The organism is Nocardioides sp. Root190, assembly GCF_001428565.1.
Classification (GTDB): domain Bacteria; phylum Actinomycetota; class Actinomycetes; order Propionibacteriales; family Nocardioidaceae; genus Nocardioides.
Genome location: NZ_LMIA01000008.1, coordinates 451,697 through 473,322, shown reverse-complemented (window position 1 = coordinate 473,322; position 21,626 = coordinate 451,697). Strand labels below are relative to the sequence as shown.

The window sequence follows — 21,626 nt, the reverse complement described above, 5'->3', positions numbered from 1 at the left end:
ACGGGGGTCAGCCGGTGACGCCACTCAGCTCGACCGGCGTGTGCGGCACCGCGAACGTGTCGACCACGGCCCGCTTCGCCAGGTCGACGACGTGGATCTCCTTGGTCGCTGGCTCGGTGACGTAGGCGAGGTCGCCGACGACCTGGACGAGCGGGCGCGCCTGCTGCCAGTCGGTCGGCTCCTCCCAGCCGGCGGTGACCGGGATCGTCGCCGAGACCGTGGCGCGGGCCATGTCGATCACGCGGAGGCTGCCGTCGGTGCCGAGCACCAGGCCGTCGCCGTCAGGGGTGCGGCCGAGCGAGCGGAAGGTGTAGCTGGCGGGCAGGTCGACCAGACGCAGCGAAGCCTTCGAGGTGTCGATGACCGAGACCCGGGTCGGACGCTCGAGCTCGGCGTCGGCGTCGACCTTGTAGTCGCCGAGGACGAACGGCGAGGTCTCGTGCCCGGCCTGGTTGCCGATCCGGCCGTAGGCGTCGGGCGAGTCGACCTTGGTGATCTTCGTGCCGTCGAGCAGGAGTACGCCGTCCTCGCACCCGAACAGCGCGACCTCCCCGGCGAACGCCTCGCCGTGCACGCCCGGGCACTCGTCGGAGGACGCGAGCTCGGCGCCCGCGGCGGTCACGACGCGGATCCCGCTGCGCGACTCGTGGTCACCGACCGTCGTGACCAGGTTGCCGTGGCCGTCCTGCACGGCGACACCGTGGTGGGCCTCCTCGGTGCGGAACGTCTCGAGCGCGGGCTCACCGTCGGCGAGCGTGGCCAGGTCGGCCGGGTCGAAGGCGGTGATCTCACCGGTGCCGTCGTCGAAGACCGCGGTGCGGCCGTGGTGCGCGACGACGTGGCCGGGTTCCTCGGCCTCGATGGTGAAGGAGGTGAGATGCGGGTCGGCGGTCCAGGAGTGGCCGTGGTCGCCGTGGTCGGCGGTCCAGGCACCGGTGTCGAGCGCGGTCAGGCCGCCCGCGCCCGCGACGAGCACGTGCCGGCCGTCACCGGCAGGGTTGAGCCGCAGGAAGCCGTCGCGCTCCTCGTCGAGCAGCACGTCGCCGGTCTCGGCGTCGAGCACGAACACTCCCCCGTCGTACGACACGGCGAGGCGGGGATGCGGTGCATCGGCCTCCACGGCGTCGACCGGGTCGGCAGCACCGGGTTCGGTCATCGTCGGGCTGGACTCACCCGAGGGGCGGGCGGACTCCTCGGTGCCGCAGGCGACGAGGGCAAGGGAGGCGAGCATGGACAGGGTGAGCAGGGCACCGGACTTGATCAACATGAGAATGATTCTCATGCGCAAGTCCGGCGGCCGTCAAACCGGCGTCACCCCGGGGCTCAGCCCTGCTTCGGCTCCAGGGTCAGCGAGACCGAGTTGATGCAGTACCGATCCCCGGTCGGCGTCCCGTACCCGTCGGGGAAGACATGCCCCAGGTGAGAGCCGCAATTCGCACAGCGGACCTCGGTCCGCTTCATGCCGAGCGTCGAGTCGTCGATGTACTCGATCGTGTCGCTGATCGGCTGGTAGAAGCTCGGCCAGCCACAGCCCGAGTGGAACTTCGTGTCCGACTCGAACAGCGTCGCCTGGCAGGCCTTGCAGCGGTAGACACCGGTTGTCTCGGTGTCGGTGTACTCACCGGTGAACGCGCGCTCGGTGCCCGCCTTGCGGAGCACCTGAAACTCCTCGGGAGTCAGCTGCGCGCGCCACTCCTCGTCCGTCTTCTCGACCTCGTATCCCATGTCCTCAAGCCTACTCAGCCGACCACGGGAGCCTCAGGCCGCGACGCCTGCGACCGGCATCCCTGCGGCCAGCCAGGCGGCGAATCCGCCGACGACGTCGGTGGCCCGATGGATGCCGATGCTCTGCAGCGCGTCGGCGGCGAGCGAGGACGTGTAGCCCTCCTGGCACAGCACGATCACCCGGCGGTCGTACGACGCCTCCGGGATCCGCGCCTCGCTGCGCGGGTCGAAGCGCCACTCGAGCACGTTGCGCTCGATCACGAGGACGGGAAGCCATTCGGCGACCTCACCCTCGGCCGCGCGCTGCGTCGCCGGACGGATGTCGACGATGAGGGCGTCGAGCGTCACCAGCTCCTGGAACGCGGCCCGAGGACTGATCCGCTCGAGCCGCGAGCGGGCGTCCTCCAGCAGGGCGTCCACGCCGTCGTACCGAGAAGCCTCGCGGGTCACCTGCCCGAGCGTAGCGAGCGCGCTCACCAGTCCTGTCCTGCTGACTCGACGCCGAGCACCTCGAGCCGGTCACCGCGGAAGCGGAACCGGGTCATCGAGCTCAACCGCGGCGAATAGGCGTGCAGGGACAGCGCCGGCAGGTCCGAGGCGTTGCGTACGTCGTGCGCGTAGCCCGCGCCGAACGCCTTCGAGTCGCCCGGCTCGAGGTCGGTCAGCTGCAGGCCGCCGTCGAAGGTGTGCTCGGTGAGCGATCCCTGGAGGACCGTGAACGCACCCGAGGACGACCCGTGGTCGTGCCAGTCGGTGGCCGCACCCGGCGGCCAGGAGATCAGCCAGATCTCGTACTCCTCGGCGGCATGGACGCGGACCCAGGAACGCTCGGGCACGTCGGGGTCGAGCAGGTAGTGGAGGTCGGGGTCCTCGGCGTAGGAACGCAGGACCTCGAGGAGGGGAAGGACGGTGAGCTGGGTCATCGGAACGGTCTCTCGGTACGACGCGCGGCGGGCCGCGCGGGGCTGCTGGATCGGACGGTGCCGGGGGGCACGGGGCGGTCGATCAACAACAGCGACACAGCTGCGGGTCACCCGGGGTGACGGGAGCAGCGGTGGTAGAGAAGCCGGGCATGAGCCCATAGTGCATTAAGTCGATAGAGATTGCAAGCGTAGGTGTCCGGGTCAGCGAGCCACCACGAAGGTGAACCTCCGCGAGACCGTCCCGCCATGCCCGTCACCGACGGCGACCACCCCGACGTACGTGCCGGCACGGACCTTCCCGACCCTGGCCACGACTCCGTCCGAGCGCAGCCGCAGGCCCGTCGGCAGCCGCCCGGAGGTGAGCCGGTAGGTCAACCTGTCGCGATCGACGTCGGTGGCGACGAGCCGCGGAACGGGCCGGGAGCGCGGGAAACGGAGCGTCGTGGACGTGGCCCACCGGGGCACGTTGTTGCGGACGGTGGCGGTCCGGGCGACAACGACCCGCTCACCGCTGGCGACCACGGCGACCTTGACCGCGAAGCTGCCGCGGCGGGGATGGATGCGGGTCAGCGTCGTGGGCGCGCACACCCCGCTCACGTCGGAGCACGCCACCTGGCGGGTCGCCGTGGTCCCGTCGCCCCACGTCACCGTCACGGTGGCCGAGGACGCGGCCGGGGCGATCGCAGCGACCACCAGCCGGGCAGAGGTCCGGTTGAGCACCGACAGGGTCGAGCCCGGTGTCGTCACAGAGGGCGCGAGATCGGGGCGCCCGACGGTGACCACGGGTGCGCCGTAGAAGTAGTCGACCGAGTACACGATCGGCAGGCCCAGGCTCCGCCAGGACTCGTAGTCCTGCGGCAGGACGACATCCAGGTCGTAGGTCCAGGGCCCGCCGAGCTGGTTGGCGAGGAAGCCCGACCGCGCCGTCACGCAGCGGTCGTGCTGGAGGTCGCACACCCCCGGGTCCGAGTTGAAGGTGAACTCACCGTCGGACAGCTCGACCACCGAGCGCGGCGCCCACTTCCCGGAGGTGCAGGGCGAGCCCGAGCAGACGTAGGCACCACGGGCCGGAGCAATCGGGAGGACCAGCACCGGACCGGCGTCCTCCGCACCGATCGAGAGCGTGTAGTGGTCACTGGGGTGGGCGTCGGTGAGCTCGCCCCGCAGGAAGCGGTGCTTCGGGAAGGCCGTGCGCTCCGGCTCGACGATGCCCTTCAGCACGTCGACGAACGCTCGAGCGTCGACGAGGCCGGCACCCCACTCGTTGTCGACGCCCGGCATGCCGACGTCCTTGGCGGTCGTCATCAGTGCCTGCTTCACCTGGGCGGGCGTCGCGTCGGGGACCGCCTCGAGCCCGAGCGCGACCAGACCGCTGATGTAGGGCGCCGCCATCGACGTGCCGCTGAGGACGCCGTACGCCGTGCTGCTGGTCTGCACCGCGCCCACCACCGAATTGCCGGGCGCCATGATGTCCGGCTTGACGGCACCGGACAGGGTCGGCCCGCGCGAGGAGTAGGCCATCACGCCGGGGCCGGCGTCGTGGACGTCGAAGGCGCCGGTCCAGGGCGCGTTCGCGAGGATCGGGGGCGGCGCCGAGATGTCACCGACGCTGCCGACGGTGATCGCGCTCGGTGCAGTGCCGGGCGTGGTGACCGTCCGCGGCCGGTCGCCCTCGTTGCCCGCGGCGGCCACGACGACCTTGCCGGCCGCGACGGCGGCCTCGACCGCCAGGCTGGCCGCGTCGGTGCCATCGGTCGGGACCGCGCTCACCGAGAGGTTGATGATGTCGACGCCTGGCTGCGCGGCGCACCAGTCGATGCCGCCGATGACGCTGGTGTAGGAACCCGAGTTGTTGTTGAGCACGCGCGCGACGTACACCTCGGCTCCCGGGGCGACACCCTGGGCGGCGCTGCTGAAGGGCGGCGCGCTGCCGCCGCCGTCACCGGCGGCGATCGAGGCGACGTGGGTGCCATGGCCGTTCCCGGCGAGGTCGGAGACGGCACCCGGGTCCGGCCGGGGCCCCTCCGCGAAGTCCGCGGAACCGGCGATGTCGCCGTCGAACTGCTCGTGGTCGGCGGTGATCCCGTTGTCCGCGATGCAGATGCCGACACCGTCGCCGTCGAGGCCGAGGTCCTCGCGCGCCTCACCGGCGCCGAAGTCGGCGATCCCCCACTGGTCCGCGCCCGTGAAGACCCGGTCGGGCTCGATCCGGTGCACGCCGCTGGCACGGCCCAGCGCGCGGACCTGCGCCGGCGTCAGGCGCGCCGAGAAGCCGTCGATGATGTCGAGCGGCACCACCGAGGACAGGACGCCCGGGGCGAGGCCGCGGGCGGTGGCGGGGTCGAGCCCGGCGACCACGACGTCGAGCAGGTCGTCGGCACCCGTCGCGGCGAGCGTGAGCTCGAGGTCGTCGGCGAGGCGGTCCCCGTCACGGTCCCCCGTCCGCACCACCGGCTCGGGGACGACGGGCGGGTCGGCGACCGTTCGCGACGGCTCGGCACCAGCAGCGACGACCGCGGTCAGGACGAGCCCGCTGGCGATCAGGAAGGCCGTGGGAGTGCGATGCATGGGGCAACCTCTCGGACACATCGGCCCGAGAGGACGGCCCCAGCATAGGGCTCAGGGCAGGCGGGCGAGGAGCTCTGCGAGCTCGACCCGGCGGCCGGTGTAGAACGGCACTTCCTCGCGCACGTGACGGCGGGTCTCCGAACCACGCAGGTGCCTCATCAGGTCGACGATCCGGGTGAGGTCGTCGGCCTCGAACGCCAGCATCCACTCGTAGTCGCCGAGAGCGAAGCTCGGCACCGTGTTGGCCCGCACATCCGCGTAGTCACGGGCCATCCGGCCGTGCTCGGCGAGGAGGCGACGGCGCTCGGCGTCGTCGAGGAGGTACCACTCGTAGGAGCGGATGAAGGGGTAGACCGCGACGTAGTCGTGCGTGCGCTCGTCGGCCAGGAACGCCGGCAGGTGGCTGCGGTTGAACTCGGCGGGGCGGTGCAGCGCCATCTGCGACCACACCGGCGCCAGGCGCGAGCCGAAGGCGGTGCGGCGCAGGCGGTGGTAGGCCGCTTGCAGCTGGTCGCTGGTCTCGGCGTGCCACCAGACCATCAGGTCCGCATCGGCGCGGAGCCCGGCGACGTCGTACACACCACGGATGACGACGTCGTCGGCGGCGAGCTCCGCGGCGAGCGCCTCGAGCTCGGCGAGCTCGCCCTTGCGCACGACCTCGTCGTTGCCGAGCGGCTGCTCGAGCTTGAACACCGACCACATGGTGAAGCGGATCGTGTCGTTGAGCTCGTTGATCTTCGCCGCGTTGGACTGGATGTGCGCCTGGGGATCCGACATGACTCCATTGTGCCGACTGCTCAGTCCCGGCCGTACCCCGCCTCACGTGCCTTCACGATCGCATCGGCCCGGCCGGTCGCATGGAGCTTGGCGTAGATCGACGACACCGCGTTGCGCACCGTCTTGTTGGACACGAAGAGGGCCGAGGCGATCTCGTCGTTGCTGCGGCCCGCGGCGAGCCGCTCGAGGATGTCGCGTTCGCGCTCGGTCAGGTCCGGGAACGGCTCGTCGTCGACTGATCCGGCGCCACCAGTGGCGCCGGCGAAGAAGCCCACCACCTTCGCGGCCAGGCTCGCGCCGAACACCATGCCGCCCGCGGCAGCCGTCCGGATGGCGTTGTGGACCTCCTCGGCACCCGCGCCCTTGAGGAGGTAGCCGCAGGCGCCGGCCCGGATCGCGCTGAGGACGGTGTCGTCGTCCTCGTTCATCGTGAGCATGACGACCCGGAGCGAGGGGTTTCGTCCGGTCAGGAACCGGGTGGCCTCGATCCCGTCCAGGTGGGGCATCTGGATGTCCATCACGACCAGGTCGGGCGTGGCCTGCTCGACGACGTGCAACGCCTCGCGTCCGTCCGCCGCCGAGCCGACGACGTCGATGCCGTCCAGTGCCGTCAGCAGGGAGACGAGGCCGTCACGGACGATCTGGTGGTCGTCGACCACGACGACCCGGATCGCGGGCGCGGGAGTGCTCATGCGGGACTCCTGACGGGGAGGAGGGCGCGTACGACGGTACCGCCGCCGGGTCCTGAGGTGATGGTCGTGCTGCCGCCGAGCTCGGCGGCCCGTTCGCGCAGGCTCGACAGGCCGACGCCCGCGACCCGTCCGGGGGCGATGCCGATGCCGTCGTCGACGACCTCGATCACGAGCTCGTCGCCGAGGTCGAGGCGCAGCTGCACGTCACCGGCCCGCGCATGCCGGGCGATGTTGGTGAACGCCTCGCCGACGATGCGGTAGGCCGCGACCTCGACCGCTGCGGGAAGTCGGCCGGCCAGGTCGTCGGCGGCCTCGATCGTCACGGGCAGCGCGAGGGACTCCGCCTGCTGGCGGAGGGCTCCCACCAGTCCCCGGTCGTCGAGAGCCGGCGGACGGAGGTCGTGCACGAGCCGCCGTACGTCGGCGACGACGTCCTGGACCTGCCGGCTCACGGCCTCGATCTGGTCGCTGGCCCGGTCCGGCTCGTCGGCGAGCGTCATCCGGGCCGCCTCGAGCTGGAACACGATCCCGCTCAGAGCCGGTCCGAAGCCGTCGTGCAGGTCGCGGCGGATCCGGCGCCGCTCCTCCTCGCGGGCGCCGACCAGTCGCTCGCGGCTGCGCTGGACCTCCTCGGCCAGCTGGCTCGCGCGGGCGGCCGTCGCGGCCTGGCGCACCAGGTCGCCGAGCAGCTCCTCGTCACGGCCGCTGAGGCGACTGCGCAGGCCACGTGCGGGCAGCACGAGGCGCCCGATCGTCGCGTCGCGGTAGGTGATCGGCAGGGTCCGCACCTCCTCAGGTGCCCGGCCGTGCGTGGTGACGAGCCGGTCTCCGTGGGTGCGCTCGACCTCGACGCTGACGAACGAGATCCCGAACGCGGACGCGACTGCCCTCGCGACGGCCGCCAGCTGCTCGCCGCTGTCGTCGGTGCTCTCCAGGGTCGACGCGAGACCGGCCACGGCGTCGTACCTGTTGCCGCGTTCGCCGAGCATCCGGCGACGTACGGCAGCCGAGAGCCGCTGACGCAACGGTCCGTAGAGCAGCACGGCGACGGCGAGCACGACCGCCGCGACCTGGGCGTTCGTCAGGGCGTCGTCGAGGACGAGGGTGATCAGGCCGAGCACGACCGCGTCCGCCGCGACCAGCACCGCGACGACGGCCGCGAGCACCACCGTGCGCCCGAGCAGGTCCTGGATGGGTACGACGGCGGGCCGGACGATCGCGACCGTCATCGCCACGGGCGGCAGCACGGTGGCGGTGAAGGCGCCGAGGTAGTCGGCGCCACGCAGCGGGAAGACCACGCCCAGTGCCAGCACCGCGACGATGACGACGACGCTCCAGAGCAGCCAGCGCATGCGGTCGCGCTCCAGGCCGACCGATCGGCGGTAGCGCACCACGACCGTCAGGAGCGCGAAGAAGAAGCACCCGACGCCGAGGGCGACGCCCGTCGAGACGACCTGCTCTCCGTGACCGGCGAGGAACATCAGGCTCGTGGGGTCCTGGTCGACACCCGGCGGGAGGTCGTCGACGACCTGCGGACCCTCGGCGGGTGCGACCACCACGGCCAGACCGCTGATGACGAGCAGGACCACCGCCGCCCACGATGCGGGCGTCCAGCGTCCCGGCAGGAAGCGGCCGGTCGGGAACACCAGCAGCAACGCCGCGGTCACGGCTGTCAGGTAGGCACCGAAGCGGTTGAGGAACCACAGCGCGAACGTCATCGCAGGCCACGGGTCGCGCTCGGTCAGGCCTGCGTGGATGTAGCTCTGCGCGAAGCCGTCGAGCGCCCAGAAGATCCCTGACAGGGCCAGCAGCCAGCCGAAGCGCTGGCGCCGGTCGCGCAGGAGGATGACTGCAGCGAGCACGCCGAGGACCGATCCGTTGACGACCCACGGCCAGCCCGGGCCGGCGGCGACGTCCACGCCGGGCCCCGAGTCCGGGGCGACCAGATCGAGCCAGGCCGCGGCAGGCAGGAGCAGCACGCAGGCCACAGGCACGGCCAGGACGGCCGCCACCTGTGGCCCGCGCGGCCGGTCGTCGCTCTGCACCGGCACATTGTGCACGTCGTCAGGCCCGACCGCGGAACACCTTGTCGCCGACCAGGAAGCCCGTAGCGATCACGACCAGACCGACCGGGCCCGTCATACCGGCCATGTACTGCAGCGGCGAGACACCGAGCAGCAGGGTCAGTCCGCCGCCGACGAGGCCGACCAGGCCGATCCACCGCGGCAGCCCGCCCTTGCGGGCGACACCGAAGAGGGCCAGGCCGGACAGGCCGAGCAGGCCCCAGCACCACGGAACGGTGCCGATCCAGTGGTTGTAGAAGGCGGCGCTCTCGGCAACCACGATCTCGGGGTCGCCCGCGGCGAAGATGAACTCGGTGTCGAGCCCGGTGCCGACGACGAGCATCACCGCGGTGACCAGCGCGCCGCTGAAGGCGACCAGCGGCAGCACGCTGTCGGCTCCCGCCGTCGCGCGCAGCCGACGGAACAGGCCGGCCGCGAACACGACCAGCAACACGGCACTGGTCATGGCGAAGAGGTGGAACGCCAGCATCTGCGGGACGAGGTCGCCGAGCCGGTCAGAGATCGCCTGGGCGTCGCCGGCGTACTTCTCGTCGTACACGGCGTTGACCATGCCGGAGGTGACCATCATCCCGACGCCGGCGACACCGGCGACGAGGCCCGCCAGCGCCCAGCGGGTCGGCGGGTGCACGAGCGACGGTTGGGCCGACTGGGCGTCGGTGCCGGGGTCGGTGCCGGCGTCAGCCTGGTCGAGCGCGGTCGGGGGAACGTGGAACTGGGTGGTCATCGCGTCCTTCTTTCCTTCGGGGTCGGTGCGATGACCTGACGGTGCCTGTCCCGGTGTCCCACCCGACAGGGACAACGGGGCACATCTCGCGGGACACGAAGTGCGTGGTTCTCTCCGCCGAAGTGCGTGGGTTTTCTCCGCCGAGAGGTCGCGTTTTCTCCGCCGAGAGGACGTCGGGCTCGGTGCACCGGACGCACCTCGGAGGAGAAAACCACGCACTTCGCGGGAGAGACCGCGGCACTTCGTGTCAGATGAGGGTGGCCGCAGCGTGGTGGGCGGAGGCGATGGTTGCGGGGATGCCGACGCCGTCGTACGCCGCGCCGCAGACCGCCAGTCCCGGCACGGCCGCGATCTCCGCGCGGATCCGGGCGACCCGGGCGCCGTGGCCGACCCAGTACTGCGGCAGGCCGCCGCCCCAGCGCCGCACCACGGCATCGACGGGATCGGCGTGCAGGCCGGTGGCCTCGGCGAGGTCGGCGAGGGAGGCGCGAACCAGCTCGTCGTCAGGGACCTGCAGGGTCGCCTCCTCGCCGAAACGACCGAGGGAGGTGCGCAGCACGAGGAGACCGTCGCCGGCCTCGCGCACCCAGTCCCACTTGGCGAAGGAGAACGTCGATGCCTTGACCCGGCGGCCGTCGACCGGCGGCACGAGGAAGCCGGACGCCCCCACCTCCAGCGCCTCGGCGACGCCCGGGTCGTCCGCACGGAAGGCCAGGGTCACCAGGGCCACGGAGGCGTAGCGGATCTGCGCCAGGTCGGTGGCCGCGTCCGGGGCGACCGGGTCGAGCAGTCGGGCCGACGGCGCTGCCGGGGTCGCCAGGACGAGGAGGTCGGCGACCTCGTCACCGGCGCCGGTCCTCACCACGAACCCCGATGCCGTACGACGAACGGCGGTCACCGGGGCGTCGTACCTGATCTCGACGCCGGGCCGCTCCACCAGGTCCGCAGCGAGCGCGGCCGGCAGCCGCCACATGCCCCCGTCGACGCCGGCGAACACGGGCGGCGCACCGGTCGGCGGCACCGGCAGGGTGAAGTCGGGGCGGCCGAGCAGGTCGACGAGCTGCGGAACGGCCGAACGCACCGAGATCGTGCGGGCCTGTCCGGCGTAGACGCCGCCGAGCAGCGGCTCGACCAGCCGGTCGACGACCTCGTCGCCGAACCGCTGGGCGACAAGGGTCCCCACGGACGCGTCGTCCTCGGGCGCCAGCGGTTGGACGGACTGCTGGCGGGCGCGGTCCATGCCGTCCGCGGAGAGGATGCCCGTGGCGTCGAGCTGGTCGAGGTCCAGCGGCGCACCCATCAGCGTGCGCGGCAGCGGGCGCAGGGCGCCGCGCGTCCAGATCCGCGAGGACGCGGCCGTCGGGTGCGTGAGCGGGAGACCCAGGTCGACCGCGAGCGAGGTGCCCTCGGGCCGGCGGTGCAGCATCGCCTCGGCGCCGACGTCGACGCGGACGCCCGCGACGGTGCCCGCGCGCAGCTTGCCGCCGGCACGGTCCGTGCCCTCGAGCACCAGCACGTCGAGCCCGGCAGCCGCGAGATCGCGGGCCGCGACCAGCCCGGCCACCCCGGCCCCGACGACGATCGCCCTGCTCACGCCCCCAGCCTGCCAGAGCACCCGGGAACCAACCGCCGCCCTCCCCCGTCACAGTCGCATGCACCCGACCCGCACCCGCTTCTCCGTCGCCCTGGCCGGGCTCGCCACGGCCGCCGTCCTGACCGGCTGCGCCGGCACCGGAGGCTCCGACGACTCCGCTGCCAGCACCTCCGACGTGAGCGTCGCCCAGGAACCCGCACCCGAGGGCGACCTGGCAGGCAGGTACGACGCCGGGGACTCCGGCGCGCTCTCCGACGAGGTCGCCTCCGGAGGAGACAGCACGAGCAAGGACGGCTCGCCGGGCGACGAGGCGCCGGGCGCCCCCGACGTCGGCACGCCGGCCGTGATCGCCACGGGCACCGTCTCCCTCGAGGCCGAGGACGTCGGCAGGGCCCGGTTCGACATCCGCAAGATCGTCGACCAGTTCAGCGGCACCGTCTCCGAGCAGGAGACCAGCACCGGCGAGAAGGGCGAGGTGGTCATGGCGCGCCTGGTGATCCGGGTCCCCAGCGCCCGCTTCGCCGAGGCACAGGCTGCCCTGGAGGAGGTCGCCACCCTCACCGGTTCGAGTGCGGGCGCGGAGGACGTGACCACCGAGGTGATCGACATCGAGGCCCGGGTCCGCGCCCAGCGCAAGAGCGTGGAGCGGATCGAGTCGCTGCTGGCCCGGGCCAAGAGCCTCCAGGAGCTGGTGTCGATCGAGTCACAGCTCGCGGGACGCCAGGCCGAGCTGGACTCGCTGGTCGCCCGCCAGAAGTGGCTCGCGGACCAGACCAGCCTGTCCACGCTGACCGTCTACGTCGAGCAGCCCCGCGAGAAGGCGGAGAAGGACGACGACGAGTCCGACAGCGGCTTCCTCAGTGGTCTGCGCGACGGCTGGGACAGCTTCGTCGACGGCGGCGGCGCGGTCCTGACCGTGATCGGCTTCGCACTCCCGTGGCTCGGGCTGCTCCTGCTGCTCGGCCTGCCGTTCTGGCTGCTGCTGCGTCGGCGCGGATCGCGACGTCCGGCGAACCCGCCCGTCACGCCGCCGACGTCACCAACCGCGTGACGATCGGGAGCGCACGCTCCAGCCAGCCCGCATAGGCCGCGGGGTCGTCGTACTCCTTGTCGAGCACGTAGAGCCCCGCGCCCGGGACCACGGCGCCCAGGTGCGCGAGCAGCGGCACCAGCCCGTGCTCGGGCGCCAGCGAGTGGCCCGGTCCGCCGCCGAGCATCAGCGGCACCGCCACGCCGGAGAGCTGGCCGGCCGCGAACCGGTCGAGGAACAGCTTGAGCAGCCCCGTGTACGTCGCCTTGTACGTCGGGCACGCCACCACGACCAGGTCGGCGTGACCCACCTGGGTCACCAGGTCGTCGATGGTGGGATCGCTCCAGTCGACGAGTCCGGCGCCGAGGGTGGCGATGTCGACGACGAGGTCGGGCTCCTTGCCCACCAGCTCGCGGTGGACGTGCAGTGCGGCCGTGAGGGTTCGGCTCGCGGGCTTCGGGTTGCCGACGACGACGGCGGTGCGCGGACCGGCGGTCACGGCGGGCACCGCGGTCACCGGCCCACCGCCGCGAACGGCACGGACGTGGTGTGGCGACGGTGTGGTCCGTCGTACTTCCACAGACCGCGCTCGGCGAGGATCGGCAGCACTCCCTCGCCGAACCAGTACGCGCCCTCGAGGTGCGGGTAGGCGGACAGGACGAACTCGTCCAGGCCCAGCTCGGCGTACTCCGCGATCCGGTCGGCGACCTGCTCGTGGCTGCCGACCAGCGCCGTGCCCGCTCCGCCGCGGACCAGGCCCACACCGGCCCAGACGTTCGGGTAGATCTCGAGGTCGTCGGTGCTCCCGCTGTGCAGGTCGAGCATCCGGCGCTGGCCCTCGGACTCGCTGCGGCGCAGGCCCTCCTGGACCTGCTTGATGGTGGCCGGATCGATGCCCTTGAGCAGTCGGTCGGCCTCGGCCCACGCCTCCTCCGCGGTGTCGCGCGTGATGACGTGCATGCGGATGCCGAAGCGGATCGGACGGTGGTCCGGCCCGCGTCCCTCGGCCGCCGCGAGCTCACGGATCCAGGCGATCTTCTCGGCGACGGCCTGCGGCGGCTCGCCCCAGGTGAGGTAGACGTCGGCGTGCTCGGCGGCGACCTTGCCGGCGGCGGGCGAGGAGCCACCGAAGTAGATGTCGGGCACCGGGTCGGGGATCTGGCCGAGTCGCGCCGCCTCGACGGAGAGGTGCTTGCCGGTGAAGTCGACGGTCTCGCCCGTCCAGAGCCGGCGCACGATCTCGAGGAACTCGCCGCACCGCTCGTAGCGCTCGTCCTTGTCGAGGAAGTCCCCGAACATCCGCTGCTCGTGGCTCTCGCCGCCGGTGACGACGTTGAGCAGGAGGCGGCCGCCGGTGAGGTTCTGGAAGGTCCCCGCCATCTGTGCGGCGAGGTACGGCGCCACGATCCCCGGCCGGAAGGCGACCAGGAACTTCAGCCGCTCGCTGGTCTGGCTGAGCATCGCCGTGGTGAGCCAGGCGTCCTCGCACCACGCACCGGTCGGCGTCAGGGCGGCCTCGAAGCCGTTGTCCTCCGCTGCCCGGGCGACCTGCGTCAGGTAGGCGACGTCCGCGGGACGGCCGGACTGGCCGGGGTTCACGCCGTGGCCACCCCCGACGACGTCGCGGCCGTCACCACCGTTGGTGGGCAGGAACCAATGGAACTTCAGGGACATGAGGACCTCTCGTTGCTGTGCACGTGGTGCGTCAGATCTGGCCGTGGTTGGGAGGCGGGGTGCCGTCGATCGCGTGCCGGCCGAGGTGGTGCACCTTCCACGCGGCGGGGTCGTGCAGGGTGTGCGTGCGGGCGTTGCGCCAGTGCCGGTCGAGACCGAGTCCGGCCAGCGCGGAGCGGGTTCCGGCGACCTCGAAGAGGCGGCTGGACGCCTCCAGCGAGGCGGTCGTGGTCGCCGCCCGTGCCGCGGCCACGGCCAGGCTCGCCTCCGCGGCCGAGTCCGCCGTCACCTCGGCCCGCGCCCGGTCGACCGCGCGCCCGGCCACGGCCACGAGGGCCTCGGCCGCGCGGACCTGGACCTCCACCTCGCCGAACGCCTGCACGACCAGGGGGTCCTCGGCGGCCCGCTCGACGTCGTACACAGCGAGCGCGTCGGGGTAGGGCCGACTCCTCGTCGTGACGAAGCCGGCCGCCTCCCTGATCGCGGCGCGCGCGATCCCGGCGTCGATGGCGGCGTGCAGCAGCTGAGCGAACGCACCGTAGGTCTGCGGCCGCTCGAACGTCAGGTGGTACGCCGTCACCCGCTCCGCCGCGACGCGCACTCCCTCGAGACGCACCGTCCCACTGGCGGTCGTGCGCTGGCCGAGCCCGTCCCAGTCGTCGATCACGCTGACGCCGTGGTCGTGGCGCCCCACCCAGGCGACGTGCAGCGGACCGCCCTCGCCGAGATGCGCCAGGACCGGGATCCAGTGGGCGAACAGCGCGCCGGTCGCGTAGCCCTTCTCCCCGTCCAGCACCCACTCCCCCGACCCGTCGCCCGCAGCCCGCAACGTCGTGGCGTGGTCGCGCACGTGACCGCTCCTGATCTCGGACTGCGCGTTGCCGAAGCGCTTGCCGGCCAGCACCTCACCGAGCAGGAACTCCCGCTGCGACGGGGTTCCCTGCTCGACGAGCGCGTTGACGTAGACGAAGTGACTGTGCGGGACCTGCGCGATGTTGGGGTCGCCGGTGGCGATCAGCCGGACGACCTCCGCCAGCACCTCCGCACCCAGACCAGCACCGCCGTCGGCAACCGGCACGGTGATGGCGAGCAGGCCCGACGCGGAGAGCGCCTCGATCTCTGCGGCCGGGAGGATCCGCTCCCGGTCCCGCTGGGCGGCGCCTTCGGCGAAGCGGGCCGCCAGGTCGGTGGCGGTCGCGATCGCCGAGCGCGCGGAGTGGGTGGGGACCGGGGTTCGGCTCACCGGGCCTCGAGACGGTCGCTGCGCGACCTCCTCGACCAACGGGGATCGGGACATCAGACCCGCTCCAGCTCCACGGCCTCGAGCTCGCGCACGATCGGCAGGACCTCGCGACCGAAGTACTCCACGTCCTCCAGGTAGTGCAGGAAGCCGAGCAGGAGCAGGTTCACACCGCGTCGCTTGTACTCGATGATCCGGGTGGCGATCTGCTCGGGCGTACCGATCAGGCCGGTCTTGAAGCCGTCGTTGTACTGCACGAGGTCGGCGAACTCGGAGTCCTGCCACATGCCCTTCTTGTCACCCGTGCTCTGGCCGGCCTGCTTCACCGCGGAGCCGAAGCCCTCCACGGCTTCACGGTCGGCCTTGTCGACGATCTCGCGCAGCACGTCGCGGGCCTCGGCCTCGGTGTCGCGGCCGATGAAGAAGCCGTTCACCCCGAAGCGGACCTTGCGACCGTGGACGGTCGCGACGTCGGTGACGTCGCGGATCTGCTCGGAGATGCCGTCGGGGGTGTTGCCGTTGGCGAAGTACCAGTCGGAGACCCGGCCGGCCATCCCCCGCGCGTCGGTCGAGTTGCCGCCCTGGAAGATCTCCGGGTGCGGCCGGCTCTCGGAGGCCAGCGGCTTCGGCTTCAGGTCGAAGTCGTGCAGGCGGTAGAAGTCGCCGTTGAACTCGGCGTTCTCGGAGGTCCAGATCTCCCGCACGTAGCGGATGAACTCCTCCGAGCGGCGGTAGCGCTCGCCGTGCTCGAGCCACGGCTCACCGAGCTTGGTGAACTCGTCCTTGAACCAGCCGCTGACGACGTTGATCGCGGCCCGGCCGCCGGAGATCTGGTCGGCGGTGGCGATGAACTTCGCCAGCACGCCGGGCTGCCAGAGACCGGGGTGGACTGCGGCGATCACCTTCAGCCGCTCGGTGGCGAGCAGGAGTGCGAGGCTGAAGCTCGTCGACTCGTGCTGGTAGGCCGCGCCGTACGACGCGATGTAGCGGACCTGCGAGAGGGCGTACTCGAACCCGTTGTTCTCGGCCAGCCGGGCGAGCTCCACGTTGTAGTCGTAGCCCCAGTCGGTGCGCTGCTCGATCTTGCTGACGACCAGTCCCCCGCTGACGTTGGGGACCCAGTAGGCGAACTTGAGGGGCTCCGCGAAGGCTTCGCGGTCGAAGATCTGTGGCTCGGTCATGATGCTCTCCCGGATAAGTAGAGTAGTTCAATAGACATTAGCGGATGGAAGGCGGTGCGCAAGAACAGCGCGGGGCCGCCGGCCCGTGGAACCGACGACCCCGCGACAGGCAGAACCGATCACCGTGCAGCGGAGGGGCTCACCCCGCGGTGCGACCGATCGCCCAGGCGTACGGCGGCGGGGTGCCGTTGACGAGGTGGCCACCGACCACCCGTGCCTTGAGGATCCGCGGGTTGTGCGAGGACACCGTGCGCGCGTTGCGCCAGTGCCGGTCCAGCCCCTTGCTGATCGAGGTGCCCGAGGCTCCGAGGGTGTCGAACAGGTCGCTGGTCAGGCCGAGCACCAGCGAGGTCACCACGACCTGCGCCGCCGACGACTCGATCTCGGCCCGCTCGTTGGCCGCCGCCACCTGGTCCGGAACCTCGCCCGCAACCGCCGCCAGGTCGGCGACCTCCTGGATCGTCGCCGCCACCCGCAGCGTGGCCGCCTCGGCGGCGTACACGGCAGCCGAGGCCTCCCCGATCCGGGCCAGCACCTGCGGGTCCTCGCGCACCCGCAGCGCATTCGCGTGGGAGTAGTTGCGTTCACGACCGCGCACGTGACCGACGAAGTCGTCCAGCGCCGCCCGCCCGATGCCGGAGAGCACCGCGAGCAGGTTGAGCTGGTAGTACGCGGTCTGGAAAGGGAACCGCTCGCCGAACGGCAGGACGTGGTCGGCCGCGACGATCGCGTTGTCGAAGGTGGTCGTCCCGCTCCCCGTCCCCCGCTGGCCGAAGCCGTCCCAGTCGTCGGAGACGGTGACCTCCGGTTCCCGGGTGTCGACCAGCGCGATCGCGAAGTCGCTCTCGCCGCCGGCCAGCTCGCGCCGGACGTAGACATCGGCCCACTCCGCGTAGATCGTGCCGGTCGTGTAGAACTTGCTGCCGCTCAGCCGGTAGGTCCCGTCGGGCTGGCCGGTCAGCACGGTCTGCTGCGAGTCGATGGCGGTGGCACCGACCTCCGACCACGCATTGCCGGCGATCTCCCCCGCGACGAACCGCGCGAACCACGCCTGCTGGTCGCGACCCCTGGCGTGCTGCCAGAGCCGGTCCTCGACCAGCGCACCGTGTCCGCGCAGCGCCTGCGGCAGGTTGCTGTCCGCGGCCGCGAGGTCGATCCAGAGCTGCGTGAGCTCGGGCGTCGAGACCCCGCGGCCGCCGTACTCGACGGGCACGCGCAGTGCTCCGAAACCGCGTTCCTTGAGCCGGCGCACCTCCTGGTCGGGGAGGACGTCGTCGAGCTCGCGCTGCAACGCCCCCTCCCCGATCTCCGCGAACAACGGCGCGTACGTCGCCTGGATCTCCTCGAGCTGCGGGCGCGCGTCGGTCACACTCATCGCCGCCTCCTCACGTGTACCAGGTCGGCTCGGGCAGCTCGCCGAGCAGCGCGTAGCGGCCGACCTCGGCACGCTTGTGCGCGATCGGGTCGTGCAGGCTGTGCGTGCGGATGTTGCGCCAGAAGATGTCGAGACCGACCGAGCTCGCGGTCGCGCGGGCGCCGGTGACGTCGTACACCCGGGTGCCGATCTCCAGGCCCGTGTCGATGGCGACCTGCTTGGCAGCGGCGATCACGACCTCCGCCTCACCCCGCTCGGCCTCGGTGACGCTGTCGGCGTGGGCGTTGATCGCCTCGATCAGCGTTGCGGCACGCTCGGTCAGCGCCTCGGCGGCCCACAGCTTGGAGCGCAGCTCGCCGTAGGTCTCCAGGATGTGGAACTCCTGCGTGGCCGACTCCTTGAGGTCCGGCGTGTAGGGCCACGGACGGGTCCGCTCGCGGGTGTAGGCGCCCGCCGTCGCCAGCGCCCCTTCGGCGATGCCGAGGTAGATGTTGGCGAAGATGAGCTGGATGAGCGGCACGTTCAGCGTGTTGTAGACGCGGGGCAGGAACTCCCAGCCCTGCTCGGTCTCCACGTAGCCCGCCGCAGCGGCCCACGGGACCCGCACGCCGTCGATCACGACGCCACCACTCTCGGTGAGCCGCTGGCCCAGCGCGTCCCAGTCACCCTTGAACTGGATCGCCGGCTGGTCGGTCGGCACGATTGCGAAGACGTGCTTCTCGGTGCCCTCGATGACGCCCTCGAGCACGGTCACGTCGGAGATCCGGCCTCCCGTGGAGAACGACTTCTCACCGCGGTAGACGAGCTCGCCGTCCTCGTGGCCCTGCTCGATCGTGATGGCCAGATCGGCGTCGCGCGGGTTGACCGCACCGCCGAAGAACCAGCTCTCCTGCGTGGCCTGCTGCTCGACAGCAGCGATCTGCTCGGGGGTCCCGACGAGCCGGACCGCCCAGAACCAGAGGTAGTGGTAGCCGATGAGCTGGCCGATGGACCCGTCGCCCGCGCTGACGGCCCGGATCACCCGCAGCGCCGTCGTCCAGTCCTGGCCGCCGCCACCGAACTCGGTCGGACCGAGGAGCGTCACGAGGCCGGAGTCCTTGAGCAGCGCCACCTCGGCGGTGGGTACGGCGAGAGCGCGGTCCCGTTCGACGGCGTCGGCGGCCAGCGTGGTGGCGACCTGTCGGGCGCGCTCCAGCCAGCCCTCGGGGGTCGTCGGGCGTTCGGTCCACGCGCTGGCTCCGGCTCCTGCGCCGGTCGCCGTGGTCGTGTCAGCAGTCATGGGTTGAGGTCTCCCTTCCGAGAACAGTCGTGTTACTGTTTGTTTACAGACTTACTTGACTTAAGGGCGCGGGCAAGCCCCCGGACCCACGGGTTCTCCGATGAAGGTGAAAGGCACCACCCATGCGCATCGAACAGCTGGAGTACCTCGCCGCGGTGACACAGCACGGTTCGCTGCGCCGTGCCAGCGAGAAGCTCCACCTCTCCCAGCCCGCACTGAGCGAGGCGGTCACCAAGCTCGAGCGCGAGCTGCGGGTCACCCTGCTGGACCGCCGCCGCTCGGGTGCCCGGATCAGCCGCGAGGGTCGCGAGCTCCTGCCCTACATGACCGAGGTGCTCGCCGCTGTCGACAGGCTCCGCAACGCCGCCGGTGACCAGCGCACCGACACCCGGATGATCCGGATCGGCACCGTGCACGCCGCCACCTCGACACTGCTCGTCCCAGCCGTGCGCACCTTCCAGGAGCGCCATCCCGGCACGACGGTCGAGGTCCTGACGCTCCAGCAGGCGCAGATCGACGAGGCCCTCAGCGAGGGCACCCTCGACCTGGGCCTGGTCAACGTGCTCGACGGGGACGACCCGCCCATCGGCCTCGACGGGATCGACCTGCTGCACGGCCGCCCGGTCGCCGTACTCCCCGCGGGGCACCACCTGCTCTCCCGTGCCCAGGTCACCATCGACGAGCTGCGCCAGGAGCGCTTCGTGATGATGCGCGCCGGCTACGTCATGCACCGCTACGTCCACCGGGCCTTCGGTCCGGAGGTGCCGCCGGCCGCGCACAGCACCGACGGCGCCGAGATGGGCAAGGCGCTGGTCGCCGAGGGCGTCGGGGTCACCGTGCTGCCGGACTACTCCGTGATCGGCTGCCCCCTGCAGCGCGTCGGGATGATCGAGGCCCGCCCGATCGCCGGGAACCAGACCTTCGTCACCCTCCAGCTGCGTCAGCGCAAGACGCTCCAGCAACCGCTCCCGGTCCGCGAGCTGCAGAACGCACTCGCCGCGCGGGCCGCTGAGTACCGCGCACAAGGGACCAGCACCAGCGCGGCCTCCTGACCGGCGCTGAACCCGTCGTCCATGATGGGACGGTGACCGACTTCCGCATCGCCGTCCTCATCGACGCCGACAACACCTCGCACCGCTACACCGCCTCCCTGCTGGCGGAGCTCGCGAAGTTCGGGCGTACGACGGTCAAGCGCGCCTACGGTGACTGGACCTCCGAGGGCCTCAAGGGCTGGAAGGCCAAGCTCAACCGGCACGCGATCAGTCCCGAGCAGACCTTCGCCTACACCGTCGGCAAGAACTCCACCGACTCCGCGCTGATCATCGACGCGATGGACCTGCTCTACTCCAGCAACGTCGACGCGTTCGCGATCGTCTCCAGCGACAGCGACTTCACCCGCCTCGCCACGCGCCTTCGTGAGTCCGGCAAGACCGTGTACGCCGTGGGCCGCAGCAACACCCCGATCGCCCTGCAGGAGGCGTGCGACCGCTTCATCCGGCTCGAGCTGCTCGACCCGGCCGCGGACGAGGCCGTCGTCGGCTCGCCCGAGGAGCCCGAGCCCTCCGCCGAGGCCACGACTCCCCCGCTGCCGAACCTGCAGAGCCTGCTGACCCGCGGCGTCAACAACGCCTCCGACGACGACGGCTGGGTCTCCCTCGGCTCCCTCGGCAACTACCTGCGCACCGCCAACCCCGCCTTCGACGCCCGCCTCTACGGCTTCCCCCGGCTCCTGCCGCTGGTCGAGGCCCAGGCCTACCTGACCACCGAGGGTTCCGGCAGTGGCGTGCGCGTGGGTGTGAAGGGCAAGGTCCCGGCGGCGCCCGCAGCCGCCGCGCCTCCTGCGAAGAAGGTGGCGAAGAAGGCAGCGCCCAAGAAGGCGGCCAAGAAGTAGGCCGCCCGCCACGCGTCATGGTCGGGCGTTCTATGCGGCAGCGCTAGTCGACGGTCACCGGGCACACCACAAGGAAGGATTCGCCGTCCTCCGTCGGGGCGTCGCTCGGAACGGGGCAGTCCTCATCGTCAACGCTGGACGGGATCTGCGCTCCGCAGCCCTCACCGCCGACGGCGATCCATCGACCCTTGATCTTCTGCACGTGGAAGGTTCCTTCAACCCCGTCTCCCAGGACCTCGACGTTCTTCAGGTCCGCCCTGGAGCCGGCCTTGACCGCGGTGATCTCCAGAGAAGCCGCCGCGGCCGCAGCCGAGGCAGCGCCCTCGGGGGTCGCGGCGCGCTCGACCTCGGGTATTAAGACATGCGGGTTTCGAGCCCACTGATCCATCGGCGGCTCACACGCGCTAACCCCAGACTCGGTGGCGTCAGCTTCATTCGGGTATTCCTCCGAGCCGCAGCCCGCCGACACGGTCATCGACACCACTGCAAGGATCCCGACGACGAAGGATGAGTTGGGTCTACTTCGCATCAGAGGTTCCGCCTGAGATCGGTGCTTGTGCTGTCCGTCGAGCGCTTCTACCCACGCCACAGGGGGTTGGCACTTCGGTGCCTCGGCACAGTTTGCCACCGGCCACGGCGCATAACCTCCGATCTGCAGAAGACGCCTGAGCTGACGCGATCGTCCGCTAGCGCTGCTGACGGCTTGCATCACTGCGCTGTCGGCGGCAGCGCCATCGCCGCGAGCGTGCCCTCACAGCGGCATGGTCGGGCGTTCCGCTCCGACAGCGGCATGGTCGGGCGCTCCGCTCCGACAGCGGCATGGTCGGGCGCTCCGCTCCGACAGCGGCATGGTCGGGCGCTCCGCTCCG

Annotated in this window: 20 protein-coding genes; 3 read left to right on the top strand and 17 right to left on the bottom strand. The window is 71.5% G+C overall.

Features of this window, described 5'->3' with window-relative positions:
* Positions 1 to 7: 7 nt before the first annotated feature.
* The 10 genes from aztD to ASE01_RS08635 all read right to left on the bottom strand — a co-directional run bounded on the left by aztD (position 8) and on the right by ASE01_RS08635 (position 11,087).
* Complete coding sequence (gene aztD, locus ASE01_RS08680) at positions 8 to 1,267, bottom strand: zinc metallochaperone AztD (RefSeq protein ID WP_056749765.1); 1,260 nt, start codon at positions 1,265 to 1,267, stop codon at positions 8 to 10.
* 56 nt (positions 1,268 to 1,323) lie between these two features.
* Positions 1,324 to 1,725, bottom strand: a complete 402-nt coding sequence (gene msrB / locus ASE01_RS08675; protein ID WP_056749764.1) for a peptide-methionine (R)-S-oxide reductase MsrB — start codon at positions 1,723 to 1,725, stop codon at positions 1,324 to 1,326.
* 33 nt (positions 1,726 to 1,758) lie between these two features.
* A complete protein-coding gene (locus ASE01_RS08670) occupies positions 1,759 to 2,202 on the bottom strand; it encodes a rhodanese-like domain-containing protein (RefSeq protein WP_235535921.1) in 444 nt (147 codons plus the stop codon).
* Positions 2,199 to 2,648, bottom strand: a complete 450-nt coding sequence (locus tag ASE01_RS08665; RefSeq protein WP_056749763.1) for a cysteine dioxygenase — start codon at positions 2,646 to 2,648, stop codon at positions 2,199 to 2,201. Before ASE01_RS08665 ends, ASE01_RS08670 begins: the two co-directional genes overlap by 4 nt.
* 201 nt (positions 2,649 to 2,849) lie before the next feature.
* Positions 2,850 to 5,216, bottom strand: a complete 2,367-nt coding sequence (locus ASE01_RS08660) for a S8 family serine peptidase (protein ID WP_056749762.1) — start codon at positions 5,214 to 5,216, stop codon at positions 2,850 to 2,852.
* Positions 5,217 to 5,267: 51 nt separating this feature from the next.
* Positions 5,268 to 5,993 carry a hydrogen peroxide-dependent heme synthase gene (gene hemQ, locus ASE01_RS08655; protein ID WP_056749761.1) on the bottom strand — a complete coding sequence of 242 codons (726 nt, stop codon included), beginning with the start codon at positions 5,991 to 5,993 and terminating at the stop codon, positions 5,268 to 5,270.
* Between the two features lie 20 nt (positions 5,994 to 6,013).
* Positions 6,014 to 6,685, bottom strand: a complete 672-nt coding sequence (locus ASE01_RS08650; RefSeq protein ID WP_056749760.1) for a response regulator transcription factor — start codon at positions 6,683 to 6,685, stop codon at positions 6,014 to 6,016.
* A complete protein-coding gene (locus tag ASE01_RS08645) occupies positions 6,682 to 8,730 on the bottom strand; it encodes a sensor histidine kinase (protein ID WP_157537200.1) in 2,049 nt (682 codons plus the stop codon). Before ASE01_RS08645 ends, ASE01_RS08650 begins: the two co-directional genes overlap by 4 nt.
* A gap of 19 nt (positions 8,731 to 8,749) precedes the next feature.
* Complete coding sequence (locus tag ASE01_RS08640) at positions 8,750 to 9,493, bottom strand: hypothetical protein (protein WP_056749758.1); 744 nt, start codon at positions 9,491 to 9,493, stop codon at positions 8,750 to 8,752.
* Positions 9,494 to 9,740: 247 nt separating this feature from the next.
* Positions 9,741 to 11,087 (bottom strand): protoporphyrinogen/coproporphyrinogen oxidase, encoded by a 1,347-nt coding sequence (locus ASE01_RS08635; protein ID WP_082605961.1) that lies wholly within the window; start codon positions 11,085 to 11,087, stop codon positions 9,741 to 9,743.
* A gap of 58 nt (positions 11,088 to 11,145) precedes the next feature.
* Here ASE01_RS08635 and ASE01_RS08630 point away from each other — a divergent pair, with 58 nt between their 5' ends.
* Positions 11,146 to 12,138 carry a DUF4349 domain-containing protein gene (locus tag ASE01_RS08630; protein ID WP_056749756.1) on the top strand — a complete coding sequence of 331 codons (993 nt, stop codon included), beginning with the start codon at positions 11,146 to 11,148 and terminating at the stop codon, positions 12,136 to 12,138.
* On the opposite strand, the gene ASE01_RS08625 is transcribed toward ASE01_RS08630, so the two are convergent.
* The 6 genes from ASE01_RS08625 to ASE01_RS08600 form a co-directional block, all read right to left on the bottom strand.
* The gene (locus ASE01_RS08625; protein ID WP_200958784.1) at positions 12,110 to 12,634 is read right to left on the bottom strand and encodes an NADPH-dependent FMN reductase; all 525 of its coding nucleotides are present in this window, start codon (positions 12,632 to 12,634) and stop codon (positions 12,110 to 12,112) included. The two genes, ASE01_RS08630 and ASE01_RS08625, sit on opposite strands and share 29 nt — an antisense overlap.
* Positions 12,631 to 13,791 (bottom strand): LLM class flavin-dependent oxidoreductase, encoded by a 1,161-nt coding sequence (locus tag ASE01_RS08620; RefSeq protein WP_056749755.1) that lies wholly within the window; start codon positions 13,789 to 13,791, stop codon positions 12,631 to 12,633. Before ASE01_RS08620 ends, ASE01_RS08625 begins: the two co-directional genes overlap by 4 nt.
* 31 nt (positions 13,792 to 13,822) lie before the next feature.
* Positions 13,823 to 15,034, bottom strand: coding sequence for an SfnB family sulfur acquisition oxidoreductase (locus tag ASE01_RS08615; protein WP_056749754.1), 1,212 nt, complete (start codon positions 15,032 to 15,034; stop codon positions 13,823 to 13,825).
* A gap of 53 nt (positions 15,035 to 15,087) precedes the next feature.
* Positions 15,088 to 16,212: a dimethylsulfone monooxygenase SfnG gene (gene sfnG, locus ASE01_RS08610; RefSeq protein ID WP_056749753.1), complete on the bottom strand. Its 1,125-nt coding sequence runs from the start codon at positions 16,210 to 16,212 to the stop codon at positions 15,088 to 15,090.
* Positions 16,213 to 16,351: 139 nt separating this feature from the next.
* Positions 16,352 to 17,587: an acyl-CoA dehydrogenase family protein gene (locus ASE01_RS08605; protein ID WP_056749752.1), complete on the bottom strand. Its 1,236-nt coding sequence runs from the start codon at positions 17,585 to 17,587 to the stop codon at positions 16,352 to 16,354.
* 10 nt (positions 17,588 to 17,597) lie between these two features.
* Positions 17,598 to 18,866, bottom strand: coding sequence for an acyl-CoA dehydrogenase family protein (locus ASE01_RS08600; protein ID WP_056749751.1), 1,269 nt, complete (start codon positions 18,864 to 18,866; stop codon positions 17,598 to 17,600).
* A gap of 122 nt (positions 18,867 to 18,988) precedes the next feature.
* Between ASE01_RS08600 and ASE01_RS08595 the strand changes: the two genes are divergently transcribed.
* Positions 18,989 to 19,918 carry a LysR family transcriptional regulator gene (locus ASE01_RS08595; protein ID WP_056749750.1) on the top strand — a complete coding sequence of 310 codons (930 nt, stop codon included), beginning with the start codon at positions 18,989 to 18,991 and terminating at the stop codon, positions 19,916 to 19,918.
* 32 nt (positions 19,919 to 19,950) lie between these two features.
* Entirely contained in the window at positions 19,951 to 20,757 is an 807-nt protein-coding gene (locus ASE01_RS08590; RefSeq protein WP_056749749.1) for an NYN domain-containing protein, read from the top strand.
* Between the two features lie 43 nt (positions 20,758 to 20,800).
* Here the strand turns inward: ASE01_RS08590 and ASE01_RS08585 are convergent, their stop codons facing one another.
* The gene (locus tag ASE01_RS08585) at positions 20,801 to 21,286 is read right to left on the bottom strand and encodes a hypothetical protein (protein WP_157537199.1); all 486 of its coding nucleotides are present in this window, start codon (positions 21,284 to 21,286) and stop codon (positions 20,801 to 20,803) included.
* Between the last annotated feature and the right edge of the window lie 340 nt (positions 21,287 to 21,626).